Origin of the sequence: Lentzea atacamensis (genome assembly GCF_003269295.1) — a bacterium.
Classification (GTDB): Bacteria; Actinomycetota; Actinomycetes; order Mycobacteriales; family Pseudonocardiaceae; genus Lentzea; species Lentzea atacamensis.
This window is the reverse complement of record NZ_QLTT01000001.1, coordinates 598,585-620,491: the sequence shown is the minus strand read 5'-3', so window position 1 is coordinate 620,491 and position 21,907 is coordinate 598,585. Positions and strand designations below refer to the sequence as shown.

The following is a 21,907-nucleotide window of genomic DNA, read 5'->3' as shown; positions in this document are numbered from 1 at the left end:
AGAGGCGGGTCAGGACAGGTGGGCGACGTGCACGGCGTTGTCAGGGCCGCGAACAGCGACCCACGACGACCCGTCCGCACCCGCGGCCGCACCGGCCGCGCCGGTGAGCGCGTTGCTCGGGAACTGGTCGCGCTTGAACCACCAGGTGCCCGCGCCGTCGACGAGATCCTGCTGCCACACCGTGTAGTCGCTGCCGCGCACGAAGACGTTGACCCTGTCGCCGTTCGCCAGCGCCGTCGGGCTGCCGCTGATCACGCCGCCGAGCGAGGTCCACGCCGACCAGCCGTTGGCGGTGCGCTTGCGGTACCACGCGGAGTCGTCCTGCAGCCGGACCGTGACGAACGTGCCGGCGGACACCGTCGCGGCACCCGGCCTGCCGTAGATCTGCTGGTTGCCGGGCGAGCCGACGGAGGTCCAGCCGCTGCTCTGGTCGCGCGTCCACACGCGACCGTCGGCACCGCGGCCGAAGAGGCTCCAGCTGTCCGGCCCGGTGAACGCCACCGACACGGAGTCGGTCAGCGTGCCGCCGAGCGAGATCCAGGCGCCCCATCGGCCACCCGAGTAGGTCCGTTGGTAGGCAACGTTGTCGGTGCCGCGGACGAACAGGTCGATCCGGCCACCCGGGCTCGCGAACGCGGACGGCTGGCCGAGGATCCGGCCGTTCTTCGGGCCGCCGAGCGTGACCCAGCCACGCCACGTGCCGCCGGTCATCGAACGCTGCTGGAGCCGTCCGGACCTGTCCCGCGCGAACACCGCCATGTTCTGGTCGTCGTGCCGCACGAGCGCCGGGCTGGCGGAGACGTCGCCGCCGAGGTCGGTGCCGGGCACAGCCGTCTCGCCGCGCAGCTTGAGGAACGCGGTGCCGTGCGCGGGAACCGTGACGGTGTACGTCCCGGTGGCCGTGCCGCGATCGGCGCGGGCCCGCAGGTCGCGGATCTGCACGGCACCCTTCAGTCCGGCGTCGGCGAAGCTCACCGTGAACTCGGCCGGCTGGTCGTTGCGGTTGAGCACCGCGACGGCGCGCTCACCCTTGCCGGACAACACCTTGCTGTACACGTCGACGTTGTTCGCGCCCGCGACCCGGACACCCTGGATGGCGAGCGGGTCCTGGTCGACCGCGATGATCTCGGGGTTCTTCAGCGTCTCGATCATCGACGGCGGCAGCGTGCGCGGGTCCGACCCGATGATCAGCGGCGAGGCCATGACCGACCACATGACGAGCTGCGAGGTCGACTCCTCCTCGTTGAGCTCGTACGTCCCCTGTTCCGTCTTGCGCATCGGAATCAGGTAGTCGGGATCGTTGTAGTGGCCGGGCCCCTGCGCGCCGGGCCGGTACAAATTCCGGTCCATGTTCCGCAACACGTCACGCCAGATGCCCTCGTACGGCGTGCCGAACGCGACGTCGGTGCTCGTGCGCCACGAGTCACCCACGCGCGGCCCGTAGGTGTAGGCCACGTAAGCGGTCTGGTCCCACCGGTGCGGGACGCTCCACTCGTCGGTCACGGGGTTGCAGAGGTTGAGGATCATCTTGCGCCCCGCCTTCTGCACCGCGGCGCTGAACTGCGTGAAGGCGACCGCCGGGTCCATGTTCTGCGCGATGCCGCACAGGAAGTCGATCTTGATGGCGTCGAACTCCCACGCGGCGAACTGCCTGGCGTCCGCCTCGTAGTAGCCGCCACCGCTGCCGGCCGCGCAGTTCTTGCCGTCCCACGCACCGGCGTCGGTGTAGATGCCGGCACGGAGACCCTTGCCGTGCAACGTGTCCACGAGGCTCGTGAACCCGGACGGGAACCGCACGGGGTCGGGCAGCAGCTTGCCCTGGTCGTTGCGCGGCGGGCTCGCGTTCCACCCGCCGTCGATCCACACGATGTCGTAGCCGGCCTCGGCGAGCCCGCTGCTGACGAGGAAGTCGGCGACCCCGAGCACCTTCTCCTCAGACGCCGCACCCACGGCGAAGTAGGAGTTCCACCCCATGTACGGGGTGCGGGCGAGGCCGGAGTCGTAGTAGGTGGGAGCGCCCTGGTCGGCGCCAGCGTGTTCTATCGGGGGCGGGGCGGCCGCGGCGGCGGTGGGCGCCAGCAGGGCGAGCGCGATGGTGGCCACGGTCAGCAAGGTTCTGGGCATACCCGTACCTCTCCTCGTCGAGGGCCACAGCATGCGGTGGCCGCCCGATCGAGTCAAGAATAAATACTAAATAAGGTTTAGTAGTCCTTGCGCCCAGGCATACGGTAGCAGTGGTCCGATCTATGTCCCTCAGGCACGGCTGCAGTCGCTGTGATGCGCTGCGGAGGGGCCGAGGTCATCCGAGGTGTGCTGGCATTGCCCCGTTCAGCGGTCCGGCCGCCACAACCGCAACTGCAGCATCGCCGCGAACCGCACACCGGGATCGCCGAGATCCATCTCGCCGACCTCGGCCAGCCGCCGCAGCCGGTAGCGAAAGGTGTTGGGGTGCACGAAGACAGCGGCGGACGCGGCCGTCACGTCGCCGAACGCGTCCAGCCACGCGCTGAGCGTCTCGACCAGGCAGGCGCTGTGCTTGCGGTCGTACTCGATCAGCCGCGCGAGGGGCCCGCTCACCGTGTCACCGCGCGAGGCGATCAGGTCGGACAGTTCCAGCAGCAGTCCCTCACTGTGCACATCGGACTCTCGCGCCACCGAGTGAGGTGCCCGCCCGGCGCGCAACACCCGCAGCACGAAGTCGGCACCCGCACGAGACCGGGACAGCGACCTGCCATCGGCCACCGGACCGACCCCCACGACGACACGGTTCCCGATGCGGCCGCGGAAGTCCGTGGCGATGCGCAGCGCCCGGTCCTCCGACTCCGCCGGCAGGATCGCGTAGGCGACGTCATTGATCAACGCGGCGGCGGCGCGCGGATGGACCGCGGTCAGGTGCATCGCGAACGCGTCGGCGATCTGCTGCCGTTCGGCGAGCAGGCGGGCGTGCTCGGCGGGATCGTCGCCGTGCGGGTGGGTCAGCGCCAGGGCGAGCACGACGCACGCCTGGTCCGCCAGCCCCAGCCGGCGCACCGCCTCGGCCGCACCCGGTCCGCCTTCCACCGCGGTGGACACGAGGTCCGCCCGCAGCCGCCGCTCGACGTCGGCACCCGCCCGCTGGCGCATCAGGTGCAACGCCACGAGCTTGGCCGCGTCGCGGAACGCCTGCGACCGGTCGGCGGGCAGCGGCGAGCGAACGGCGGCCCAGATCGAGCCGAGGAACTCGTCGCCCGCGCGGACCGCCACGGCGACGCGGGGCAGGCACAGGCTGCCGTCGTCGGCGGGCAGGCCGTCGACGTACACGGGCTCGTCGCTGCGGTAGAGCTGCTGGAAGACCCCGCGCGCCTCCAGCACCTGCGAGTAGCGCGTGGGGACCTGCCTGCCCAGGATCGTCTCGACGCGGGACGAGTCGGCCTCGTCCTGGCGCCCCGAGAACGCGAGCACGCGCGAGCTGCGGTCCTCGATCGTCACCGGGGCGCCGATCAGCGACGCCACGGCGTTGGCCAGGGCGAACAGGTCACCGGCCGGCACCCCGCCGAGCGTTCCGGACGGGTCCACCTCGCCCTCGGCCAGCAGCGACCGGAGCATGGCCGCGAGCTGCGTCCAGGACGCACCCGGCGCGAGGCCGAGCAGCGCCACGCCGGACCGGTCGACGGCCTCGATGATCTCCTCGGTCAGGTCGACCGGGCCTCGGACGACGAGCGCCGCGGCACCGTGCTCGCTCAACAGGCCGAGGATCTCCGCCGGTTCCCGCACGCCGACTCCGAGCACCAGCGCGGATGGCGGCAGCACCTGGTCGTCGTGCGGGTCGTGGATCACCACGCCACTGATGTCCGTCGCCCGGTCCGGGTCACCACGGACCAGGTCGATCAGCGTGGTGCCGAGGTCGTCCAGCACACGGGCGAGGCCTGTTCGAGGACTCATACCGACACCCTGCCAACCGTCTACAGAGGAATCCACTCCGTCTTCACGGTGACGGCGTCGAGCACGTCCGGCAACGGCGTCACACCGAGGCCCGGTCCGGTCGGCACGGTCAGGTGGCCCTCGTCGAGCACGAACGGCTCGGTGACGTCCACCTGGTAGTAGCGGTCCGACGCGGAGGTGTCACCCGGCAGCGTGCAGCCGGGCAACGCCGCCAGCGCCACGTTCGCGGCACGGCCGATGCCCGTTTCGAGCATGCCACCGCACCACACCGCGACGCCGTGCGCCGCGCAGACGTCGTGGATGCGGCGGGCCTCCAGGTAGCCGCCGACCCTGCCCGGCTTGATGTTGACGACCTGGCAGGCGCCGAGCCTGATGGCGTCGGCGGCGGAACGGGCCGAGGTGATCGACTCGTCCAGGCAGATCGGCGTGCGCACGATCTTCGCGAGCTCGGCGTGGGCGAGGATCTCCTCCTCCGGCAGCGGCTGCTCGATCAGCAGCAGGTCGAACGGGTCGAGCCGGGCGAGGTGGCGGGCGTCGGCGAGCGTGTAGGCGGTGTTCGCGTCGACCTGCAGCAGCACGTCGCCGAACCGCTCGCGGACCGCGCGCACCGGCTCGACGTCCCAGCCCGGTTCGATTTTCAGCTTGATCCGGGCGTACCCCTCGTCGACGTGACCGCCGACGGCGTCGAGCAGCTCCGGGATCGAGTTCATGATCCCGACCGACACCCCGCACGGCACGCGGTCGCGGACAGCGCCCAGCTCACGGCCGAACGACACCCCACGCGCGCGCAGCTCGGCGTCGAGCACCGCCATCTCCAGCGCGCCCTTGGCCATCCGGTGCCCGTGGAACCTGGCCAGCCGGGGAGCGACCGACACCCCGTCGACAGGTCCTGTCAAAGCCGGGACCAGGAACCGGCGCAGCACGTCGGCGCTGCCCTCGGTGTACTCCGGCGAATAGACCGGGTCGGCCATCGCGACGCACTCGCCCCAGCCCTCGCCCTCGTCGGTGACGGCACGCAGCAGCAGCAACGAGCGCACGGTCTGCGTGCCGAACGACGTCCGGAACGGTGATTTCAAGGGCATCTCGACCCAGCGGAGCTCCACACCGGTGAGCTTCATGACGCATCGTTCCTTTCGACGACGTACCACCCGGACCTGTCGAACCCGGTGACGCGGGCGCCCGCGGCGAGCAGCCCGCCGAGCACGTCGCGCACGGCGTGACGCCATTCGTTCGCCGCGGCCGGGTTCGTGGCCCGCACCGTCTCGATGTCCGGCGGCACCGCGACCAGCACGGTGTGGCCCGCGGTGGTGCCCGGCACCGGCAGGCCGTCCGCGGAGATCCCCAGCCCGACCACGCCGGCCGCGCTGACGCCGCGCGGCCGGTTGGCTGTCAGGTCCCAGGTGACGAGGAGCCGATCGCTCTCCCCGCCGCTGTTGATGTCGTCGGACATGGGGCCGTACAGGTCGGGCACGTAGTCGGTGGCGTCCGCGCCGAGCTTGGCGAGGTTGAAGTGGGCGTTGCGGCGCACGAGCGGGTCGAACGTCCAGGTGATCGTCTTGATCCCGCGTGCCAGTGCCCACTCCCGCTGGTCCAGCTTCAACGCGTACCCGATGTCGCGTCCGCGCATGCCCGGCGCAACCCCGGCGATGTGGCTGTGCAACGAGCTCTCTGCGGGTGGCGAGCAGAACGCCGCGCACGCACCGACGAGGTCCTCGCCGTCGAAGGCGCCGGCCACGTAGTTGCCGGACTTGAGCAGCGCGCGCATCAGCTCGGCGGTCATCGGGGGAGTGGCAGAACGCCAGATCGACTCGTACAACCGTTGCGCGGCAAGGAGTTCTTTGTGCTCGGAGAGTTGCCGGATGATCATGTCAGCTCCCTCACGAGTGCGGTGAGCAGCGTGGTGCGCGGGACGAGCTCGGACACCAGGACGTGCTCGCTCTCGGCGTGTGCGCCACCACCGACGGCACCAAGTCCGTCGAGCGTCGGAACCCCCACGCCTGCGGTGAAGTTGCCGTCGGACGCACCGCCGACCGCGGCCTGGGTGATCCCCGGAAGGAGCCTGGACGCCAGTGCGAACAGTCCCGCGGAGGCCGAGAGCTCCATCGGCGCGCGGTTCGGGCCACCGGTCACCTCGATCTTCGCCCCGTCGACCACCGGCTGCAGCGCGCGCATCGCCTCGTCCACGCGAAGTTGCTCGGCGAGGTCCCGCACGCGCACGTCGACCATGAACTTCCCTTGCGCGGGCACGGTGTTCGCAGTCGTGCCCGCCGAAAGCACGGTCGGCACAACGGTGGTGCCGGCAGCGGGATCCGCCAGCCGCGCGACGGCCAGGACCTGGTGCGCGGCTTCGATCGTCGCGCTGACACCGCGTTCGGGTTCGAGACCGGCGTGCGCGGCCCGGCCGTGCAAGGTGACCTCGTACATCGACGTGCCCTTGCGCTCGGTCTTCAGCGCGCCGCCGTCCGCCGATCCCTCGGTGACCAGCACGGCCCGGTGCTCCCGTGCCTCGGCCTCGATCAGCCCGCGCGACGACGGCGATCCGATCTCCTCGTCGCCGGTGACCAGAACCGTGACGCCGTCGGGAGAACCCAGTGCCGCCACCGCGTGGAAGATCATCGCGAGTCCCGTCTTCATGTCGAAGCAGCCCGGCCCGCGCAGCACGCCGTCGCGCACCTCGAACGGAATCCGTTCCAGGGTCCCGATCGGCCACACCGTGTCGTGGTGGCCGAGCAGCAACACCCTGCGCGGCCCGGAACCCAGCCGCCACCGCAGATGCGTGTGACCGTCGAGCACGATCCGTTCCGCGGGTGCGCCGAGCAGCGCGGAGCCCACCTCGGCGGTGACGTCCGCGCTGCGGGCGACCGCCGCGAGGTCGGTGGACGGCGACTCGCAGGACACGAGCCGTTCGACGTCGTGGAGCAGGTTCATGTCAGGACACCTTCGGAGTGGCGCGGAGACCGGCGTGCACGTACCGCTCACCGGTGGGCAGCTCGTAGAACACGACGGACCTCCAGCTCTCGTCCTCGGAGTCCCGGCACAGGAACGTCGAGTCGCCGATCGGCACGAGGTCGACCTCCGGCGGCTCCGGGAGGAGTCCGGCCAACGACCCCGTCACCGTCGTCTTCAGCCGCAGCCCGTGTTCGCCCTCGGTGATGTCGAAGCGCACGGAAGCACGCTCGTACCGGCCGGCGTACCGCGCGTGGTCCACGGCGGGAGGTGCCTCGGCGGGCTCCGGCGGACGGGGCATGGCGACACCTGCCAGCTCGGCGAAGATCTCCCGGTACAGGTCCAGGTACAGCTCGCGCGTGTGGCCGCCGTTGGTCAGCAACGTGACCGCCAGGCCCTGCTCCGGCAACAGCCGCAGGAACGCGGACTGGCCGATCGTGTTGCCGTCGTGGCCGACCAGCCGCTGGCCGTCCCAGCCGAACCGGATCCAGCCGAGACCCCACGAGTCGGCCAGCGCGTTCGGGTCGGGCAGGCCGGTCTGCTTCTCGGTCATCGCCTTGGCCGCCGTCCCCGTCAGCACCCGTGTGCCGTCCCGCGTGATCCCGCCGCCGAGGTGCATTCGCGCGAACGCCAGCACGTCGGCGGCCGTCGCGAAGATCGTCCCGGCCGGGCCGACCGAGCGCGGCAGCGCCCACACCGACACCGGTTCGGTCCTGCCGTCCTCGGTGACGTGACCGACGGCGGCGCGGTGCAGCAGTGCCTCCTCCGGCAGGGTGCCGGTGCGGGTGAGGCCGAGCGGTGCGAAGAGCCTCTCCCTCACCGCCGCGTCCCACGTCCGGCCGGTGAGCTTCTCGACCACCCGGCCCGCCAGCGCGAAACCCGAGTTGCAGTAGGAGAACGTGGCTCCGAGCGGGTGGTTCTGGGCGGCGTCCGCGAGCAGCTCCGTGTAGCGCTCCAGGCAGTCGTCGCCGCGGCCGGTGTCGGTGAAGACGTCGCCGTCGATGCCACTGGTGTGCGTGAGCAGGTGCCGCATCGTCACCTTCCGCTCCGCCACGGGATCCGTGAGCTTCAGCTCGGGCAGCACGTCGATGATCGGCGCGTCGAGGTCGAGCAGTCCCTCGTCGACGAGCTGCATGACGACGGTGGTCGTCCACACCTTGCTGATGGAGCCGATCTGGAACATCGAGTCGTCGGTGACCTCAACCCCGGTCGCGGTGTTCAGCACGCCGTGGTGCGCCTGGACGATCTCGTCGTCCCGGAGGATGCCGAGTGCCGCGCCGGGGACGCCGTGCTTCTTCGCGAGCGCGGAAAGCCTGCGCTGCCAGTGCTTCGCGTCGAGCGGGACGCGTTTCTCGGCGTGTTCGCGCACCCAGTCCACGACCCGGCGGTTGAAGTCCTCGCGGTGCGACGGCTTGCCGTCGAGGATGAACAGGTGCGACTCGCCGGGGTAGAGCACCAGCTTGCTCGGCACACCGTTCTGGCGCAGCGCGCTGAACCACTGCTCGGCCTGACCGGCGGGACACCGGTCGTCACTCGCGCCGTGATAGATCAGCGTGGGCGTGCGGACCTCGTCGACGAGCGTGAACGGGGAGAGCTCGGCGATGTGCTCACCGGGACCGCCCAGCTCCAGCTCGGTCAGGTAACGCCCGCCGTCGGACGTGCCCGCCATGCTGCTCAGGTCGCTCACCACACCACCGGCGACGGCCGCGGCGAACCTGGTGTCGCGGCTGGTCAGATAGCAGGTCAGGTAGCCGCCGTAGCTGTATCCGGTGACGGCGAGCTTCGCCGGGTCGGCGAGGTTCTCGGCCACCAGCTGGTCGATCGGCTCCAGGAGGTCCCGGGCGTCGGCCTTGCCCCAGGCGCCGATCGCGGCGGTGTAGAAGGCTTCGCCGTAGCCGTCGCTGCCGCGCGGGTTGAGGACCAGGATCGTCCAGCCCTGCCGCGCGAGGACCTGGTGGTAGAGGTGCACCGGGTCGGCGGCGCCGTTCCACGCGTTGTGCGGGCCGCCGTGGACGTCCAGCAGGAGCGGTCGCGGACCGGTGCGGGACGGGTCGCGCACCAGCCAGCCGTGCACGACCGTGCCGTCGGAGATGGTGAACTCGCGCTCCTCGCGGACGAAGAGATCGGTCCTGTTGTGTTCGGTGTGGACGGTCAGCTCGCCGGTCGTCAGGTCGACGGTGGCGACCTCACCGTACGAGGTCGGCGTGCCGAGCACGATCGCCGCGATCCCGCTGCCGACCGAAAGCCCTGCGACGACTCGGGAATCTCCGCCGACGACGAGCTGAGGCGTGCCGCCGCCGAGGTCCACCGAGTAGAGCTGCGTGCATCCGCGGTCGCGAGCGCAGAACAGCACCGCGTTTCCGTTCAGCGCTGGTGGTCCGCCGGGGTAGCCGGCCTCACCGGGCATCACGTTGCGGTCCAGCGGTGCGGACAGGTCGCGCACCTGGCCGTCGAGCGAGAGGTGCAGCAGGCTGAGGTGTCCGGCTCCGGCGGTGGTCCGTCCGGTGACGAGCAGGCCGTCCTCCGTCCACGTGACCGTCGCGGCCTGGCCCTCGGCGAGCCCGGCCAGCTTCGGTTCCGCACGTCCGGAGACCTCGACGACGTGCACCGCCACGCGGAACGTCAGGTCGGCGTCCTCGTCACGGGACGCCGGGAACGCGAGGCTGGTGCCGTCCGGTGACCACGCGGGCGCACCGGCGTGCCAGTCGCCGTCGGTGATCTGCCGGACCTCACGGCTTTCCACGTCGAGCACGTGCAGATGAGTGCGGATGCCGCGGAGAAAGCCGGAGCCGTCGGACTTGTAGTCGAGCCGGCTCGCGACGACCGGTGCAGAGGCGTCCGCGACGTCGACCGGCGCCGGGAACGCGAGGTGCTTGCCGTCCGCGCTCCACACCGGTGCGCCGGCGCCGAGCGGCAGTGACGTCAGCTGCTCGGGCTCGCCGCCGTGCGCGGGCAGCAGCCACACCTGCGCCGGCCCGTCCTGGGCGCGCAGGAACGCGATGCGGCTGCCGTTCGGCGACCACGCGGGAGACGTGTCGGACGTGCCTCTGGTCAGCTGTTTCGTGCTGCCACCGGAGACTCGCCACAGCGCGCGCACGTCGCGATCGCCCTCGCGGTCGGTGGTGCGCAGGACGTAGACGATCTCGGTGCCGTCCGGCGACACCGCGGGCTGCTCGGGCAGCGCGTGGCCGTACAGGTCTTCGATGGTGGTCACGATCCGGGTCCCCTCGTCAGTTCGGCCGCACCCTCTTCCACGATCATGCCAACGTTAGGTCCGGCGCCCCCGCGGTCACCTCGTCGTAGCCGACGAATCCGGGTGGCCGGATCTGTCCGTGCCGACGAACTCGCGCCGGGGTGGAGCAGGCTCTACCTCGGTCCGGGCAGCCTGCGTGATCGTTCCGGACGCCCGGGTTCGGCGATCACGTGCTGTCCGCCGCCGACGCCCGCGCCCACACCAGCGCCGGCCTGGACAGCGCGGTGCCCGTGAGGTCCGGCACCGCCTCCGCGCTGAAGGACCTGGTCAGCCGCTATCCGGGGCTGACGGTGACCGAGCGGGTGGCGGCGCAGGACCAGGGCGACCAGCGGACCCAGTTCCTGCTCAACCTGGTCGCCGTCGGCGTCATCCTCGGACTTCGCGATCTCGGTGTCCAACACGCTCGTGATGTCCACGGCGGCACGGCGGCGTGAGTTCGCCCTGCTGCGCCTGGTCGGCACCGGACGCCGGCAGATCGTGCGGATGATGCGGGCGGAGGCGCTGGTGACAGTCGGTCTCGCCGCGGTGCTCGGCACGGCGGTGGCCGCACTGCCCCTCACCCTGCTGGCGATCGGCTTCACCGGTGTCCCGCTGCCGAGCGGCTCGATCTGGGTCTACCTCGGCGTGCTCGCCGGAGCGGCCCTGCTGGGCGCCGTGTCGATCGCGGTGTCCACCCGCTTGTCGTTGCGCCCCACACCCATCCACACGATCGGTGTCCGTGAGTGAACGCCGAAAGGCCACCCCGAGTCCGGGGTGGCCTCGTCGCGGTGATCAGCCGACCGGCGGCGCCATGTCGAACCAGTTGTAGCCCTCGACCAGCTGCGTGGTCGGCGCGGTCGAGCCCGGCGTCGTGAGCTGCCAGCGAGTCACCCAGCGGTAGGTGCCCGGCGTGAGGCTCTCGTCCATCGCGGTGTCCGGGTTGTCCTTGACCGGGATGTACTCGTAGACGGCCTTCTTGGTCAGCGTCGCGTTGAGCGTCGCGTAGTCGGACTGGGTCTTCAGGTAGTCGCCCACGCCGTGGTCGGAGGCGCGGCCCGGGTCCATGTAGCGGACCTGCAGGGTGTTGCCGCCGAAGGAACCGTCGACGGAGACCAGCGTGACGATGTGGCCACCGCCGCGCTGCAGGCTGTTCTGCGGGCCCTCCGAGTAGCGGCCGTAGACCATCTGCACGGGTCCGCGGGCCAGCTTCTTCGCCAGGTCGCCGCCGAAGTCCGCGGCGCCGTTGCTGTCCACCCCCGCGGTGACCGCGGCCCAACCGGCGTCACGGGCAGGCTTGGTGGCGATCATCCAGGCGTTGCGCAGGTTGCTCATCCTGGTGCCGCCGTCGTACTTGGCGTCCACGCCGATTCGCCAGATCGAGTTGGTGATGACGTTGTAGTCGGTCTGGTCCTGCGGGTCGAGCTCCTTGACCTTCGTGGTCAGCCAGCCGACCGGCGCGTTCTTCTCGTGCGCCCAGTAGTGCAGCACGTTGTAGAGCGAAGCCGGGCCGCAGTACGCGCCACCGTTGCTCTCCAGACCCGCGCGGTGCTGGTCGACGTCGCTGATCCCGCACTGCTTCACGGAGAAGTCGGGACCCACCAGGTCGGTGACCTTCACGCACGGCGTCGGCTGGCCGATGACCGGGTCGGCGGCGGCGACGGCCGGGAGCGCGATGGTCGAGAGGGTGGCGGCGGCGATGATGGCCTTGCGGATCATTGTCTTTACCTTCCGGTCGCGGTTTGCGTTGGTAGGTAAAGACTCTTGGATCGCGAACACGAAGGCATGAGGGATGAACCCTCAACCCCGATCTGCAAAAGTTGGGTGTATCAGGCCATCCCCCACCCGCCTCTGTCAAAGATCCGGATGGATCGGGCTGGCGTGCTTGCCGAGGTGGATCGGCAGCGAGTGCAGCCCGTAGACGATGGAGAGCTTGCGGAACGACAGCGCCGCGGGGTCCACCGCCAGCCGCATCTCGGGGAACCGGCGGACGAGCGCCGGGTACGCGATCCGCAGCTCCATCTTCGCGAGCTCGGCGCCGATGCAGCGGTGCGCGCCGTAGCCGAACGCGAGGTGCTGGCCGGCGGCCCTGTCCGGCTGGATGTCGTCCGGCGAGGCGTAGACGCCCGGGTCGCGGTTGGCCTGCGACAGCGAGCACGCGACGATGTCACCCGCCCGCACCTTCGTTCCCGCGACGTCGACGTCCTTGCGCGCGACGCGGAGGAACGCCACCTGCACGACGGACTGGTGGCGCAGCAGTTCGTCGACCACGCCGCCCACGGCCTCGTCGTCGTCGCGGACCCGGCCGAACAGGCCGGGGGACCGCAGCATCGCGAGCGTGCCGAGCGAGATCATGCTCGCGGTCGTCTCGAACCCGCCGGTGAGCAGCCCGTCGGCCAGGCCCGCGAGCTCGTCGTCCTCCAGCTCGTCACCGTGCTTGCGGATGAGCTCGCCGAGCAGCCCGTCGGTGGGCGCGAGCCGCTGGGCACGCACCAGCTCCCGGAAGTAGACGACCGACTCCGACACCGCGGACAACGACGCCGTCGCGGCACCACCCAGGTCGAACCGGGCGACGCTGCGCCGCTGGAACTCCTCGCGCTCGCTCGCGGGCACGCCCAGCAGCTCGCAGATCGTGAGCGCCGGCACTGGCATGGCGAAGTCCTCGACGAGGTCGACCGGGCCGTCCTTCATGGACATCAGGTCCAGCTGGTCGGCGACGATGGCCTCGATGCGCGGGATGAGCCGGGACAGCCGCCGCATGGTGAACTCCGGCGTCAGCACCTTGCGCAGCCGCGTGTGCTCCGGCGGGTCGCTGAACCCGAGCCCGCCGGGTGCCTCCTCCGCGAACAGCCCCAGCTCCTTGAAGTGGCCGAAGTCGTTGCTGAACGACTCGACGTCCACCAGGACGCGCTTCGACGCCTCGTAGCCGGTCACGAGCCACACCGTCACCGGCAGCGGCAAACGCGTGATCGGCCCCTGTGCCTGCATCCGCGCCAGCTCGGGCACCGGGTTCAGCCCGTTGCGCCGCAGTGGTGCCAGCACGCGCGACGGCACGAACCACGACGACTCGAGGTCGAAGCCGGTCCGGCTGAGGTGAGCGAGCAGCCGCTTGCTCATCCATCCGGTCACCCGCGAACGCATGTCCGTCGCTGACTGCAGAACTTCCCTCATGAGGTGGCTGTCCCTTCGGCGGAAAGGGTCTTCGTGGCGCCTGGTCGCCACCGGAACGGACAATAACGACGACGCCGATCACACGTCGTCATACCTGGGCCTAACGCGCCGTCATACTTTGGGCCAGAGATCGATCAGAACCACTGCGGGCAGTGCGGCGCATGTGCTGCGCCGAAGAGTACGTCGGCCCTCGCGGACGCCTGCGCGCTGCTCGCGTGAGGTAGATCGAGGCGAGGTCGCGCACGTCGAGCGACAGGTCCGGCTCGCGGTCCGTCCCCACGCACTCCGCCTCGCCGCCGCGGACGCTCAGCAGGTAGCGGTCGTGTTCGCCGAGGAACGGGTCGTGCACCTCCAGCACCAGGTCACCGCCGGTGCGGTAGCCACGCGTCGCGAGTGCCCGCGAAACGTCCAGCAGTCGCACCCACAGCCAGTCCATCTCACCGCTCAGCTGACCGGCGTTGACGTCCGCGAGCCGCCAGCGCAGCGGATGGTCGGTGGGGAAGTGCTTGAACGCGACCTCGGTCACCAGGTCGTGGTCGAGTGCGAACGTAGCCGGCCCGTAGCCGAACCTGCCGTGGATCTGCCCCTCGGCCGCCAGCAGCACGGCGAAGAACTCGCCACGTTCGCGCAGGTCAGCGAGCTGGAACCGCATCATCTCGGTCAGCACGCCCTGACGGCGGTGCGTGGGCAGCACCCCCACGGTGGTGATGCCGGCGGTGGAACGGATCTTCACCCGCCACAGTGGACCGGTGGCCGCCTGGGGAGATCAACCGAATTGGCCGGCTGTGGCATGGTCGAGGTGTGAGGAGTGCTGAGGACTTCGACCACTGGTACGCCGACCGGGTCGAGTCTCCGGTGGCCGACGAGCTCGTACGGCGCATGCTCGCTCTTCCTCCCGATCTGCAGTCCACGAGCCTGTTGAGCCGGCCGGGGCTGGACGAGGTCGTGGCGATCCTCGACCCGCGCCCGGCCAGGTCCTGCTGGATCTCGCGTGCGGCCGCAGCGGCCACGGCCTGGAGATCGTCCGGCGCACCGGCTGCCGGCTCATGGGCGTGGACTTCTCCGCCGTCGCGATCGACCAGGCCCGGCAGCGCGCTGTGGAGCTGGCGATCCCACCGAGTTCGGGGTCGGTGAGCTCACGGACATCGGGCTCGGCACGGCCTCCGTCGACGCGGTGCTCGCGGCGGGTGCCGGCGGCCTCCGACGGGCGGCGGCGCGTTCTCGCCAGGGCGGCCGCCCCGCACGGGTGACGAATCCGTTCGGACGAGAGGAATTCGCCGCGCTGGGCGCTCCCCATACCGTCTCCTGGCGGGCATGATGGAATTGCTGTCGGGGCGAGGGAGGGCCAACGATGGATTCGCGACCGGATCTCTTGACCCACCAGATGGATCTGACCGGGATTCCCCTCTCGGCGCTTCGCAATTTCCGGGGACCGGAGCTCGACGACGCGATTGCGCGGATGATGTCGAACGCCCGTAGCTGTACTCCTGGCGACGCCGTCCAGGAACAACGTTGAGTGGTGGCACCCCGGCCACACTCCGGCTACCGCGTTCGGTCTTCGAACAGATCTGCGCCGGGCAAATCGACGCCGAAAGCACGGCGGCGTTGCGAAAAGGCCAGTACAGCATTCGGAGGTTGATGCTGAAGTCGTTGTTCGAGGCATCCGTCGGGGCGTTGCACGATGTCGAGCACGCGTGGAATTTGCTCGCTGACGCCGAAAACATCGCGCCAGCCGTGGTTGAAGACGTGGTGATGTATCCGACCGTGGGCGTCCGTCTGGCGAAGGCGTTGCACGACATCGCCGGTGCGGCACCGTCCTGGCGGGAAGCCGGGGTGCTGCACACGGTCGCCGCCGCGGCAGCCGTCCGAAGTGGACTGGAGTGCGCCATCTCGGTCCCCGTCGTGCACGGCGCGGTGATGCTGCCGACCGTGGGGCAGTGGCAGCTGCCGTCCACCGGGTTCCCCGCCGGACAGGCCGAGTTGAGCATCGGAGGCGGTGAGGTCGCGGTGGCGCACGGCGGCACCTTCCTGCGCGCCAGGGATCACCGGGTCTCGGCGGGCGGCCGGACGCTGGCGATCACGTTCGAGGACCTGGACCCGCATCGCGAGTTCACCACGCCCGTTGCTCCCGCCCCGCTCGACGCGGTCGAGCGGGAGGAGTGGGCGAAGCTGCTCGACGAGGCCTGGCACCTGCTGACGCGGTGGCACCCGGGGTGCGCGGACGAGCTTGCGGCGGGCCTGCGCGCGTTGATCCCGCTCGGTGCCGGCACCTCGGTGTTCGCCGCGTCGTCGTCGAACGCGTTCGGCGGGATCGCCATGTCCGCCAAGGCGACGGCGACCCAGCTCGCCGAGGCGCTGGTGCACGAGATCCAGCACTCGAAGCTCAACGCGCTGGTCGACCTCGTCGACCTGACCACGACCGAGCCGGGCTGGGTGTACGCGCCGTGGCGTGACGATCCGCGCGGGCTCGTCGGCCTGCTGCACGGGATCTACGCGTTCACGGCCGTGGTCGAGTTCTGGCACGTGCAGCGCGACCTCGTCCCTCCCGCCGAGGCCCGCCGCGCCTGGTTCTCCTTCGCGCTGCGGCGCGCTCAGGTACGTGCTGCCGTCGACTCGTTGCGCGGCAACACGAGACTCACCGATCTGGGACGTGCGTTCGTCGCGGCGGCCTCGGTGCGGGTGTCGGTGTGCGAGACGGCGCCCGTGCCGGACGACCTGGCCGGGACCGTCGCCGATCTGCTGGCAGAGCACCGCGCGGTGTGGCGGATGCACCACCTGCGGCCGGAACCCGCCGACGTCGTGGTGCTGGCGGACGCCTGGATGCGGGATGCGCCGTGTCCTGGCCGGGCGCGCAGTGAGGTCGTGCCGGGCGGTACCACCGCTGCCAGGCCGAGAAGTGTGCTGCTGGAGATGCGGGCACTGGCGCCGGATCGGTTCGAACGGGCGGTGTCGCTGGAGTCGGCGGAAGCCATGTTCGCCCGCGGGGAGCGCGGCAGTGCGGCAGCGGCGTACGCGCGCCGGGTGCGGAGGGATCCGCGTGACGTGGACGCCTGGATCGGGTTGGGTCTCGCCTCTCAGGTCGCCGCATTGCTCGATCAGCCCGCGACTGTGCGTGCGGTGCACGCGTGCGTAACAGCACGCACCGGTGCACCGCCTGCACCCGAAGAGCTCGCCGCCTGGATGACGGCGAGCTGATCCCTCAGAGCTCCATCGTGTCCGAGTCGCAGTTCGCCCGCACCGACTGGCTCGCCGCCAACGTGGCCGGGTGGTTGTCGCCGAGCGCCCTGCGGAATCCGGCCATCGTGGTCGAGTGCAGGATCGCCGCGTCCTCCGCCCGGCCCACGTTCGTCAGGTCGATCGACAGGTTCAGCGCCACGGCGAGCGTCGACGGGTGCTCTGCGCCGAGCACCTCGGTCGACCGGGCCAGCAGGTCCTCGTCGAGCGTCATGGCGTTCTCGTGCTCGCCGAGCGCCGCGAGGTCACTGGCGAGGTTCGTCGCCGCGACCATCGTGAACGGGTGGTCGTTGTGGAACAACTCCCGCAGTTTCGCCACGGCCTCCTCGTTGAGCGCACGGGCCCTGCCGGGGTCACCGGCGAGCCGGCACGTCACCGCGAGGTTCGTGGCCGCGATCTGGGTGTACGGGTGGTCCTCGCCGCGAATGTCCTTGAACAGGCGGTGGCTCTGCGCCGCCAGTTCGAGCGACCTCGCCAGGTCGGGTATGAGCCGCAGGTCCGCGGACAGACACATCAACGACGTCACGGTGTCGATGTGCTTCTCGCCGTGACGGCGGCTGTAGAGGGCCACGCACTGCTCGGACTGCTGCCGCGCGCCTTCGTGGTCACCCGCCTTGCGCAGGGCGACCGCCAGGTTGCGCATGGCGCCGATGGTGAACGGGTGGTCCTCGCCGAAGAGCTCCTTCTGCTTCTCGAGCGTCTCCTCCTGCAGCTTGCCCGCGGCGACGTAGTCCCCGGACTCGCGGATGTCCATGGCGAGCGCGTTGCGGGAGCGGTACGTGAGGATGTGGTCCTCGCCCAGCACGACGCTCCGGCGGCTCAGCGTTTCCTGGTCGAGCTCACGTGCGCGGAAGAAGTCACCCATGATCCGGAAGCAGCTCGCGAGGTTGGCCGCGTAGTAGAGCGTGTCCGGTTCGGTCTCGCCGAGGATGATCTTGGACCGCTCGTACACCTGCTGCTGCAGTTCCAGTTCCTCGGTGAACCTGCCCTTCGTGCGCCGGTCGGCCGCGACGGTGTCGAGCATGCTGAGGAAGGCGTCGTTGTCCTCGCCGACCTCGCTGCGCAGCAGGCCGAGGGTCTTCTCGTTGAGCTCCATCGCCTGGTCGATCTTGCCGAGCCTGCGCAGTGCGATGGCGTGCCAGCGGGACATCTTCAGCGTGCCCAGGTTGGTCTCGCCGAGGTTGTCCCGCCAGACGGAGATGCACTGCTCGGAGAAGTCGAGCGCGCCGCCGTAGTCACCGCTGGCGAGCAGGTAGCGAACGAGATTGATCATCAGCTCGCGCACCCAGTCGTCATGACAGTTCACCGCCTTCGACATGGTCGCGTGCGGAAGGAGTGCGGCGTACTGCGGCCAGTTGGCCGCGCTGTCGGGGTCGCCGGGATCGCCCTTGACCAGCAGCTCGTGCACGGCGTGCCGCATGACGTCCTGCTCGTCGGCGTTCAGGCGGTTCTTCAGCACGGTCTGGACGAGCCGGTGCAGCTGCAACGTGTTGTTCCTGTGGTCGATCTTGGCGAGGCTGTACCGGCTGATCTCGCGCACCGCGCGGTTGAGCTTGATCGGGTCGGCGAACGCCTTGGCGAGCGCCTCGGGCACGGGCGTGCCGCGTGCGCCGCTGAACAGCTTGCGGGAAATGGGTTCCGGGCCGAAGAAGGCGCAGACCTGCAGGAGTTGCAGAGCCGCGCGGTGCTCCTGCTTCAACCGGTTCAGCGGAACGTTCCACGCCGCGGCGACCGGCAGCTGGTAGTCGCTCGACGTACCGGCCTCCAGCAGCTCGATGCGGTTCTGCTCGAGGAGGTCGAGGTACTCCGAGACCTGCATGCCGGTCTGCGACCGCCAGGCGGCCGCCTGCTCGATGGCCAGCGGCAGGTCGCCCAGTGCCTCGGCCAGCCGGTCGGCGTCGGCGTCGGTCAGCTCACCACCGCGCCGGTTCAGCAGCTGCTTGCTCTCGGCGCGGGTGAACAGGTCGACCTCGACCGGCCGCGCGATGTTGCCCCACTCGGAGTTGCGCGACGTGACCACGACATGACCGGAACCCGCGGGGAAGAACTGACGGACGGTCTCGGGGCGGTCCGCGTTGTCGAACACCAGGATCCAGCGGGAGTAGGGCTCCTCGCCGCGCCGCAGCGCGTCCAGCACGGCGGGAATCGCGGTGTCCGCGGTCGCCGCCGTGGGCAGGCCCATCTTCTTCGCCAGCTCGACCAGGCTGGCCGTGATCTGTGCCGGGTGCTCGGCCGAGATCCACCAGACGATGTCGTACTCGGCAGCGTGCTGGTAGATGTATTCGACGACCGTCTGGGACTTGCCGACACCGCCCATGCCGTGCAGTGCTTCGGGAAGAACGGCAGTGGCGCCGGGTTCGAGCAGGCGCTGGCGGAGGCTTTCCAGCAGCTGTTTCCTGCCGACGAAGTCGGGATTTCGCAGCGGAACCGAGCCCCACACCTGAGGTTTGCTCATACCTTCGCGTCGTTGTTCCACCGAAAGAGGGAATTCTGGGGCGGTCACGTCTTCTCCCTCGGCCGAGAACGCGCCGCCGGTCGAAGCGGTCACGTTCGGGGGTTCGGTCAGCTGCACGCTGGATTTCTCCTGCTCCGCTTGCCGTTCAAGCTGCTGTATCGATACAGGAACGTCGTATTCCAAGCGAAGTCTAGAGGTCGCAAGACGCTTTGCTCGCCTGCTGTACGGGCCGGAGAGTGCGCGGAACACCGCCTCCTGCACCCGGATGTACGGAAGGTTTTCGGCGTTCGGCGTGGGATCGGCGGTGTCGTTCGGCGCATCGAGTGCGGCGGCGAAATTTCGCAATGTCGCGTTGATGCGATCGGCGTACTGGCCGACCATTCGCGCGACCCGGATCGTGTCCGACCGGCGCACTCCCGAGAGCAATTCCTCACGAACGCCGTCGTGGAACTCGTAGGCCACGCGGGTCGGATCCGGCGAGGATCCTTTGGCGGGCACGCTCTTCAGCAGCCCGCCGAGCACGACCTCGGCGAGGACGGAGAGGCTCGCGCCCGGCAGCATGATCCGCTGGACGAGCTTGATCAGCGGCAGGCTCAGCGGTGTCGCGGCCAGCAGACCCGCGAGGTGGAACGCCTGCACCGACGCCTGCGTCCGGAAGCGCATGACCCTGGTGCGTGCCGTCAGTTTCTCGGCAGGCTCTTCCGGTGTGCTCACCACGGGTTCGTCCGGGCGTGGCTGCACCATCGCCGCCGTGGTCTCGACCCATTCCGAGCCCGGCGCGGTGAGCAGCCGCGACCAGCCGGCGAACCACTCGGCCGACAGCCCGAGGACGGGCACCGGGATCGCGGCGGGATCGCCGACGTCGAGTGCGAGGTCCGGCTCGACCACGCGCACGCGCAGGTCCTTGTTGGCCGATCCCGGTGCAGGCGCGCACAGCCGGACGCGGCGGGTCGCGATACCGCCCCACCGCCACAATCGTTGCTCCAGCACGTGCACGACGGCGGTCGGCATCACCCGTCCCCACCGGAACAGCAGCTCGCTCGCCGCGCCTTCGTGCCACGCGCGGCCGATGGCGTCCGTCATCACCAGGACGATCCGGCGGCCCGTCGGATCGACGAGGTCAGACCAGTGATGTCCGCGCTCCTGCTGGCCTTCCGGTCGCAGCACGAGGTCCGCGAGCGAGGCCTTGGAACAGTCGAGACGCAGCAGCCTCACGTCGCGGAACGCTCCCTGGCGTTGCAACAGGACCAAGAAGTCCTGGACCGTCTGCCGCCAGATCTCCATCGACGGCGCGGTGTCGGCGACCAGCACCACGTCGAACTGGCGCGAGGGCGCCGGTCGCCACTCGGGCAGCCACAGGCCTTCCTGCGCCGCGCGCACCGCCGTGGCCTCCTCGTCCAGGACCCGGCGCCACGGCGACGGCGCCGGCCGCATGAACGGCCGCAGCGCGCCCGCGATCCGGCGGGGTTCCGACAGCGCGGGCACCGTGGGCCAGGCGAGCGCGGAGTCGCCGTTCGTCGTGGCGCCATCGCCGACCGGGATCGGGAAAACGTTGGCCGGTCCCGGTGTCCAGTTCTCCTCCTCGGCGAGTTTCGGAGGTTCGGGCGGAGCGGGTGCGGTGGTGATGTCGCGGGGTTCCGGTTTGTTTTCTTCCGCCGCCGCCGGGCTTTCCCGGTCCGGCTCGTCCTGCTCGGTTGCCGCGGGAGGAACCGGGTCGTCCGGCGGGGCCGGTGGCGTCGCCGGTTCCGGCCGGTGCAGCTGCCGGGCGAGCCAGAGCGCGTCCCGCACCTCGCGGTAGGTCAGGTCCGATGTGGACAGTGGTTGGTCCTGGCCGCCTGTCTGAACGAACTGTTGCAGGACAACAGCGTCAAACCCGGTCGACGCGTCGACCGGGGTCCGTTCGTCCCTGGGCAGCCGGCTCATCCCACCTCCGACGACAACGGGTGCCAGATCGCGGTCAGCAGTTTGTTCCAGTCCTGGTCCAGCTGGTACGAGCCGGACGTGGCGAGCTGGGTCGCCAGGTGCACGGCGTTGAGCAGCTGGTCGGAGGCGAGCCCGCCGAGCTGCGCGCTGCGCTCGAGGAAGTCGGCGATGAGCAGGGCGACGTCGACACCCTCCGCCTCGCCGAGATGAGCGGCGATCATGCCGCCGAGCTGGTCGAAGTCGGGTGCCTCGAAGTGGAGTTTCAGGCATCGGCGCAGGAACGCGGGCGGGAACTCGCGTTCGCCGTTGCTGGTGATGATGACGATGGGGAACTGCCTGCACTGCACGACACCGTTGCGCACCACCGCCGAGCCGCCGCGATCGGCGGTGAACACGGAGACGTCCGGCTGCCTCCTCGCCAGCCGGACGAGTTCCGGGATGTCGTACTCGCCTTCCTCGAAGACGTTCAGCAGGTCGTTGGGCAGGTCGATGTCGCCCTTGTCCAGCTCGTCGATCAGCAGTACCCGCGGCAGGTCGAACGGCAGCAGCGCGGTGCCGAGCGGACCCAGGTGGACGTAGTCGCCGATGTCGGACTCGCTGCCGGGCCCCTGGCTCGCCGCGGCCTGCACGCGTCCGATCGCGTCGTACAGGTACAGGCCGTCCTTGAGCACCGTGCGACTCGTGACTGGCCACCGCAACGTTGGACCCAGTCCGAGCTCTCTGGCGATCAGGTACGCCAGCGACGACTTGCCCGTACCCGGATTTCCCGTCACCAGCAACGGCCTGCGCAGGTAGATCGCCGCGTTGACCATGAGCACCTCGAGCGGCTGCGGCTTGCGCGGCGTCCGCAGCAACGCGCCGATCCGGCGGTGGACCTCGGACCCGTCGTCGGGAGGACGGGTGACCTCGCCGGTGCCCGTGAACCTGCGCCACGGCGGCGGCTCGGGCAGTTCGGCGATGGGTGACTCGGCGGCATCCCCGGTGCCGCGGTACACGTGCCATCCGGACGGATCGAGCTGCTCGCTCAT

The 21,907-nt window shown here is 70.2% G+C and carries 15 protein-coding genes; 4 read left to right on the top strand and 11 right to left on the bottom strand.

The genetic code is table 11. The features are described from left to right. Window positions 1-9: 9 nt before the first annotated feature. From C8D87_RS03130 to C8D87_RS03105, 6 genes are all read right to left on the bottom strand, one after another. Window positions 10-2,124 (bottom strand): glycoside hydrolase family 27 protein, encoded by a 2,115-nt coding sequence (locus C8D87_RS03130; RefSeq protein ID WP_112225459.1) that lies wholly within the window; start codon window positions 2,122-2,124, stop codon window positions 10-12. Window positions 2,125-2,328: 204 nt separating this feature from the next. After that, entirely contained in the window at window positions 2,329-3,921 is a 1,593-nt protein-coding gene (locus tag C8D87_RS03125) for a PucR family transcriptional regulator (protein ID WP_112225458.1), read from the bottom strand. Window positions 3,922-3,941: 20 nt separating this feature from the next. Continuing rightward, window positions 3,942-5,039, bottom strand: a complete 1,098-nt coding sequence (gene menC, locus C8D87_RS03120) for an o-succinylbenzoate synthase (RefSeq protein WP_112225457.1) — start codon at window positions 5,037-5,039, stop codon at window positions 3,942-3,944. Continuing rightward, a complete protein-coding gene (locus tag C8D87_RS03115) occupies window positions 5,036-5,788 on the bottom strand; it encodes a GNAT family N-acetyltransferase (protein ID WP_112225456.1) in 753 nt (250 codons plus the stop codon). The genes menC and C8D87_RS03115 overlap by 4 nt, the downstream gene beginning before the upstream one ends. Continuing rightward, on the bottom strand, window positions 5,785-6,849 hold the full coding sequence (locus tag C8D87_RS03110) for a M20 family metallopeptidase (protein WP_112225455.1): 1,065 nt from the start codon (window positions 6,847-6,849) through the stop codon (window positions 5,785-5,787). Before C8D87_RS03110 ends, C8D87_RS03115 begins: the two co-directional genes overlap by 4 nt. Window position 6,850: 1 nt before the next feature. After that, window positions 6,851-10,081, bottom strand: coding sequence for a serine hydrolase (locus tag C8D87_RS03105; RefSeq protein ID WP_233441877.1), 3,231 nt, complete (start codon window positions 10,079-10,081; stop codon window positions 6,851-6,853). A 209-nt stretch (window positions 10,082-10,290) separates the two neighbouring features. On the opposite strand from C8D87_RS03105, the gene C8D87_RS45630 reads away from it, so the two are divergent. After that, the gene (locus C8D87_RS45630; RefSeq protein WP_170166293.1) at window positions 10,291-10,554 is read left to right on the top strand and encodes a hypothetical protein; all 264 of its coding nucleotides are present in this window, start codon (window positions 10,291-10,293) and stop codon (window positions 10,552-10,554) included. Further along, on the top strand, window positions 10,529-10,846 hold the full coding sequence (locus tag C8D87_RS45625) for an FtsX-like permease family protein (RefSeq protein ID WP_170166292.1): 318 nt from the start codon (window positions 10,529-10,531) through the stop codon (window positions 10,844-10,846). Before C8D87_RS45630 ends, C8D87_RS45625 begins: the two co-directional genes overlap by 26 nt. A gap of 45 nt (window positions 10,847-10,891) precedes the next feature. Here the strand turns inward: C8D87_RS45625 and C8D87_RS03095 are convergent, their stop codons facing one another. The 3 genes from C8D87_RS03095 to C8D87_RS03085 all read right to left on the bottom strand — a co-directional run bounded on the left by C8D87_RS03095 (window position 10,892) and on the right by C8D87_RS03085 (window position 14,000). Beyond that, window positions 10,892-11,815, bottom strand: a complete 924-nt coding sequence (locus tag C8D87_RS03095; RefSeq protein WP_109639466.1) for a hypothetical protein — start codon at window positions 11,813-11,815, stop codon at window positions 10,892-10,894. Between the two features lie 135 nt (window positions 11,816-11,950). Continuing rightward, entirely contained in the window at window positions 11,951-13,267 is a 1,317-nt protein-coding gene (locus C8D87_RS03090) for a cytochrome P450 (protein ID WP_233440017.1), read from the bottom strand. Between the two features lie 100 nt (window positions 13,268-13,367). Beyond that, a complete protein-coding gene (locus C8D87_RS03085) occupies window positions 13,368-14,000 on the bottom strand; it encodes a GNAT family N-acetyltransferase (RefSeq protein WP_325049615.1) in 633 nt (210 codons plus the stop codon). Between the two features lie 94 nt (window positions 14,001-14,094). On the opposite strand from C8D87_RS03085, the gene C8D87_RS03080 reads away from it, so the two are divergent. Together C8D87_RS03080 and C8D87_RS03075 are read left to right on the top strand one after the other, a co-directional pair. Beyond that, a complete protein-coding gene (locus C8D87_RS03080) occupies window positions 14,095-14,517 on the top strand; it encodes a class I SAM-dependent methyltransferase (protein ID WP_112225453.1) in 423 nt (140 codons plus the stop codon). A gap of 388 nt (window positions 14,518-14,905) precedes the next feature. Beyond that, the gene (locus C8D87_RS03075; RefSeq protein WP_233441875.1) at window positions 14,906-16,462 is read left to right on the top strand and encodes an HEXXH motif domain-containing protein; all 1,557 of its coding nucleotides are present in this window, start codon (window positions 14,906-14,908) and stop codon (window positions 16,460-16,462) included. A gap of 4 nt (window positions 16,463-16,466) precedes the next feature. On the opposite strand, the gene fxsT is transcribed toward C8D87_RS03075, so the two are convergent. Beyond that, complete coding sequence (gene fxsT, locus C8D87_RS03070; RefSeq protein ID WP_112225451.1) at window positions 16,467-20,879, bottom strand: FxSxx-COOH system tetratricopeptide repeat protein; 4,413 nt, start codon at window positions 20,877-20,879, stop codon at window positions 16,467-16,469. Continuing rightward, the gene (locus C8D87_RS03065; RefSeq protein ID WP_112225450.1) at window positions 20,876-21,907 is read right to left on the bottom strand and encodes an AAA family ATPase; all 1,032 of its coding nucleotides are present in this window, start codon (window positions 21,905-21,907) and stop codon (window positions 20,876-20,878) included. The genes fxsT and C8D87_RS03065 overlap by 4 nt, the downstream gene beginning before the upstream one ends.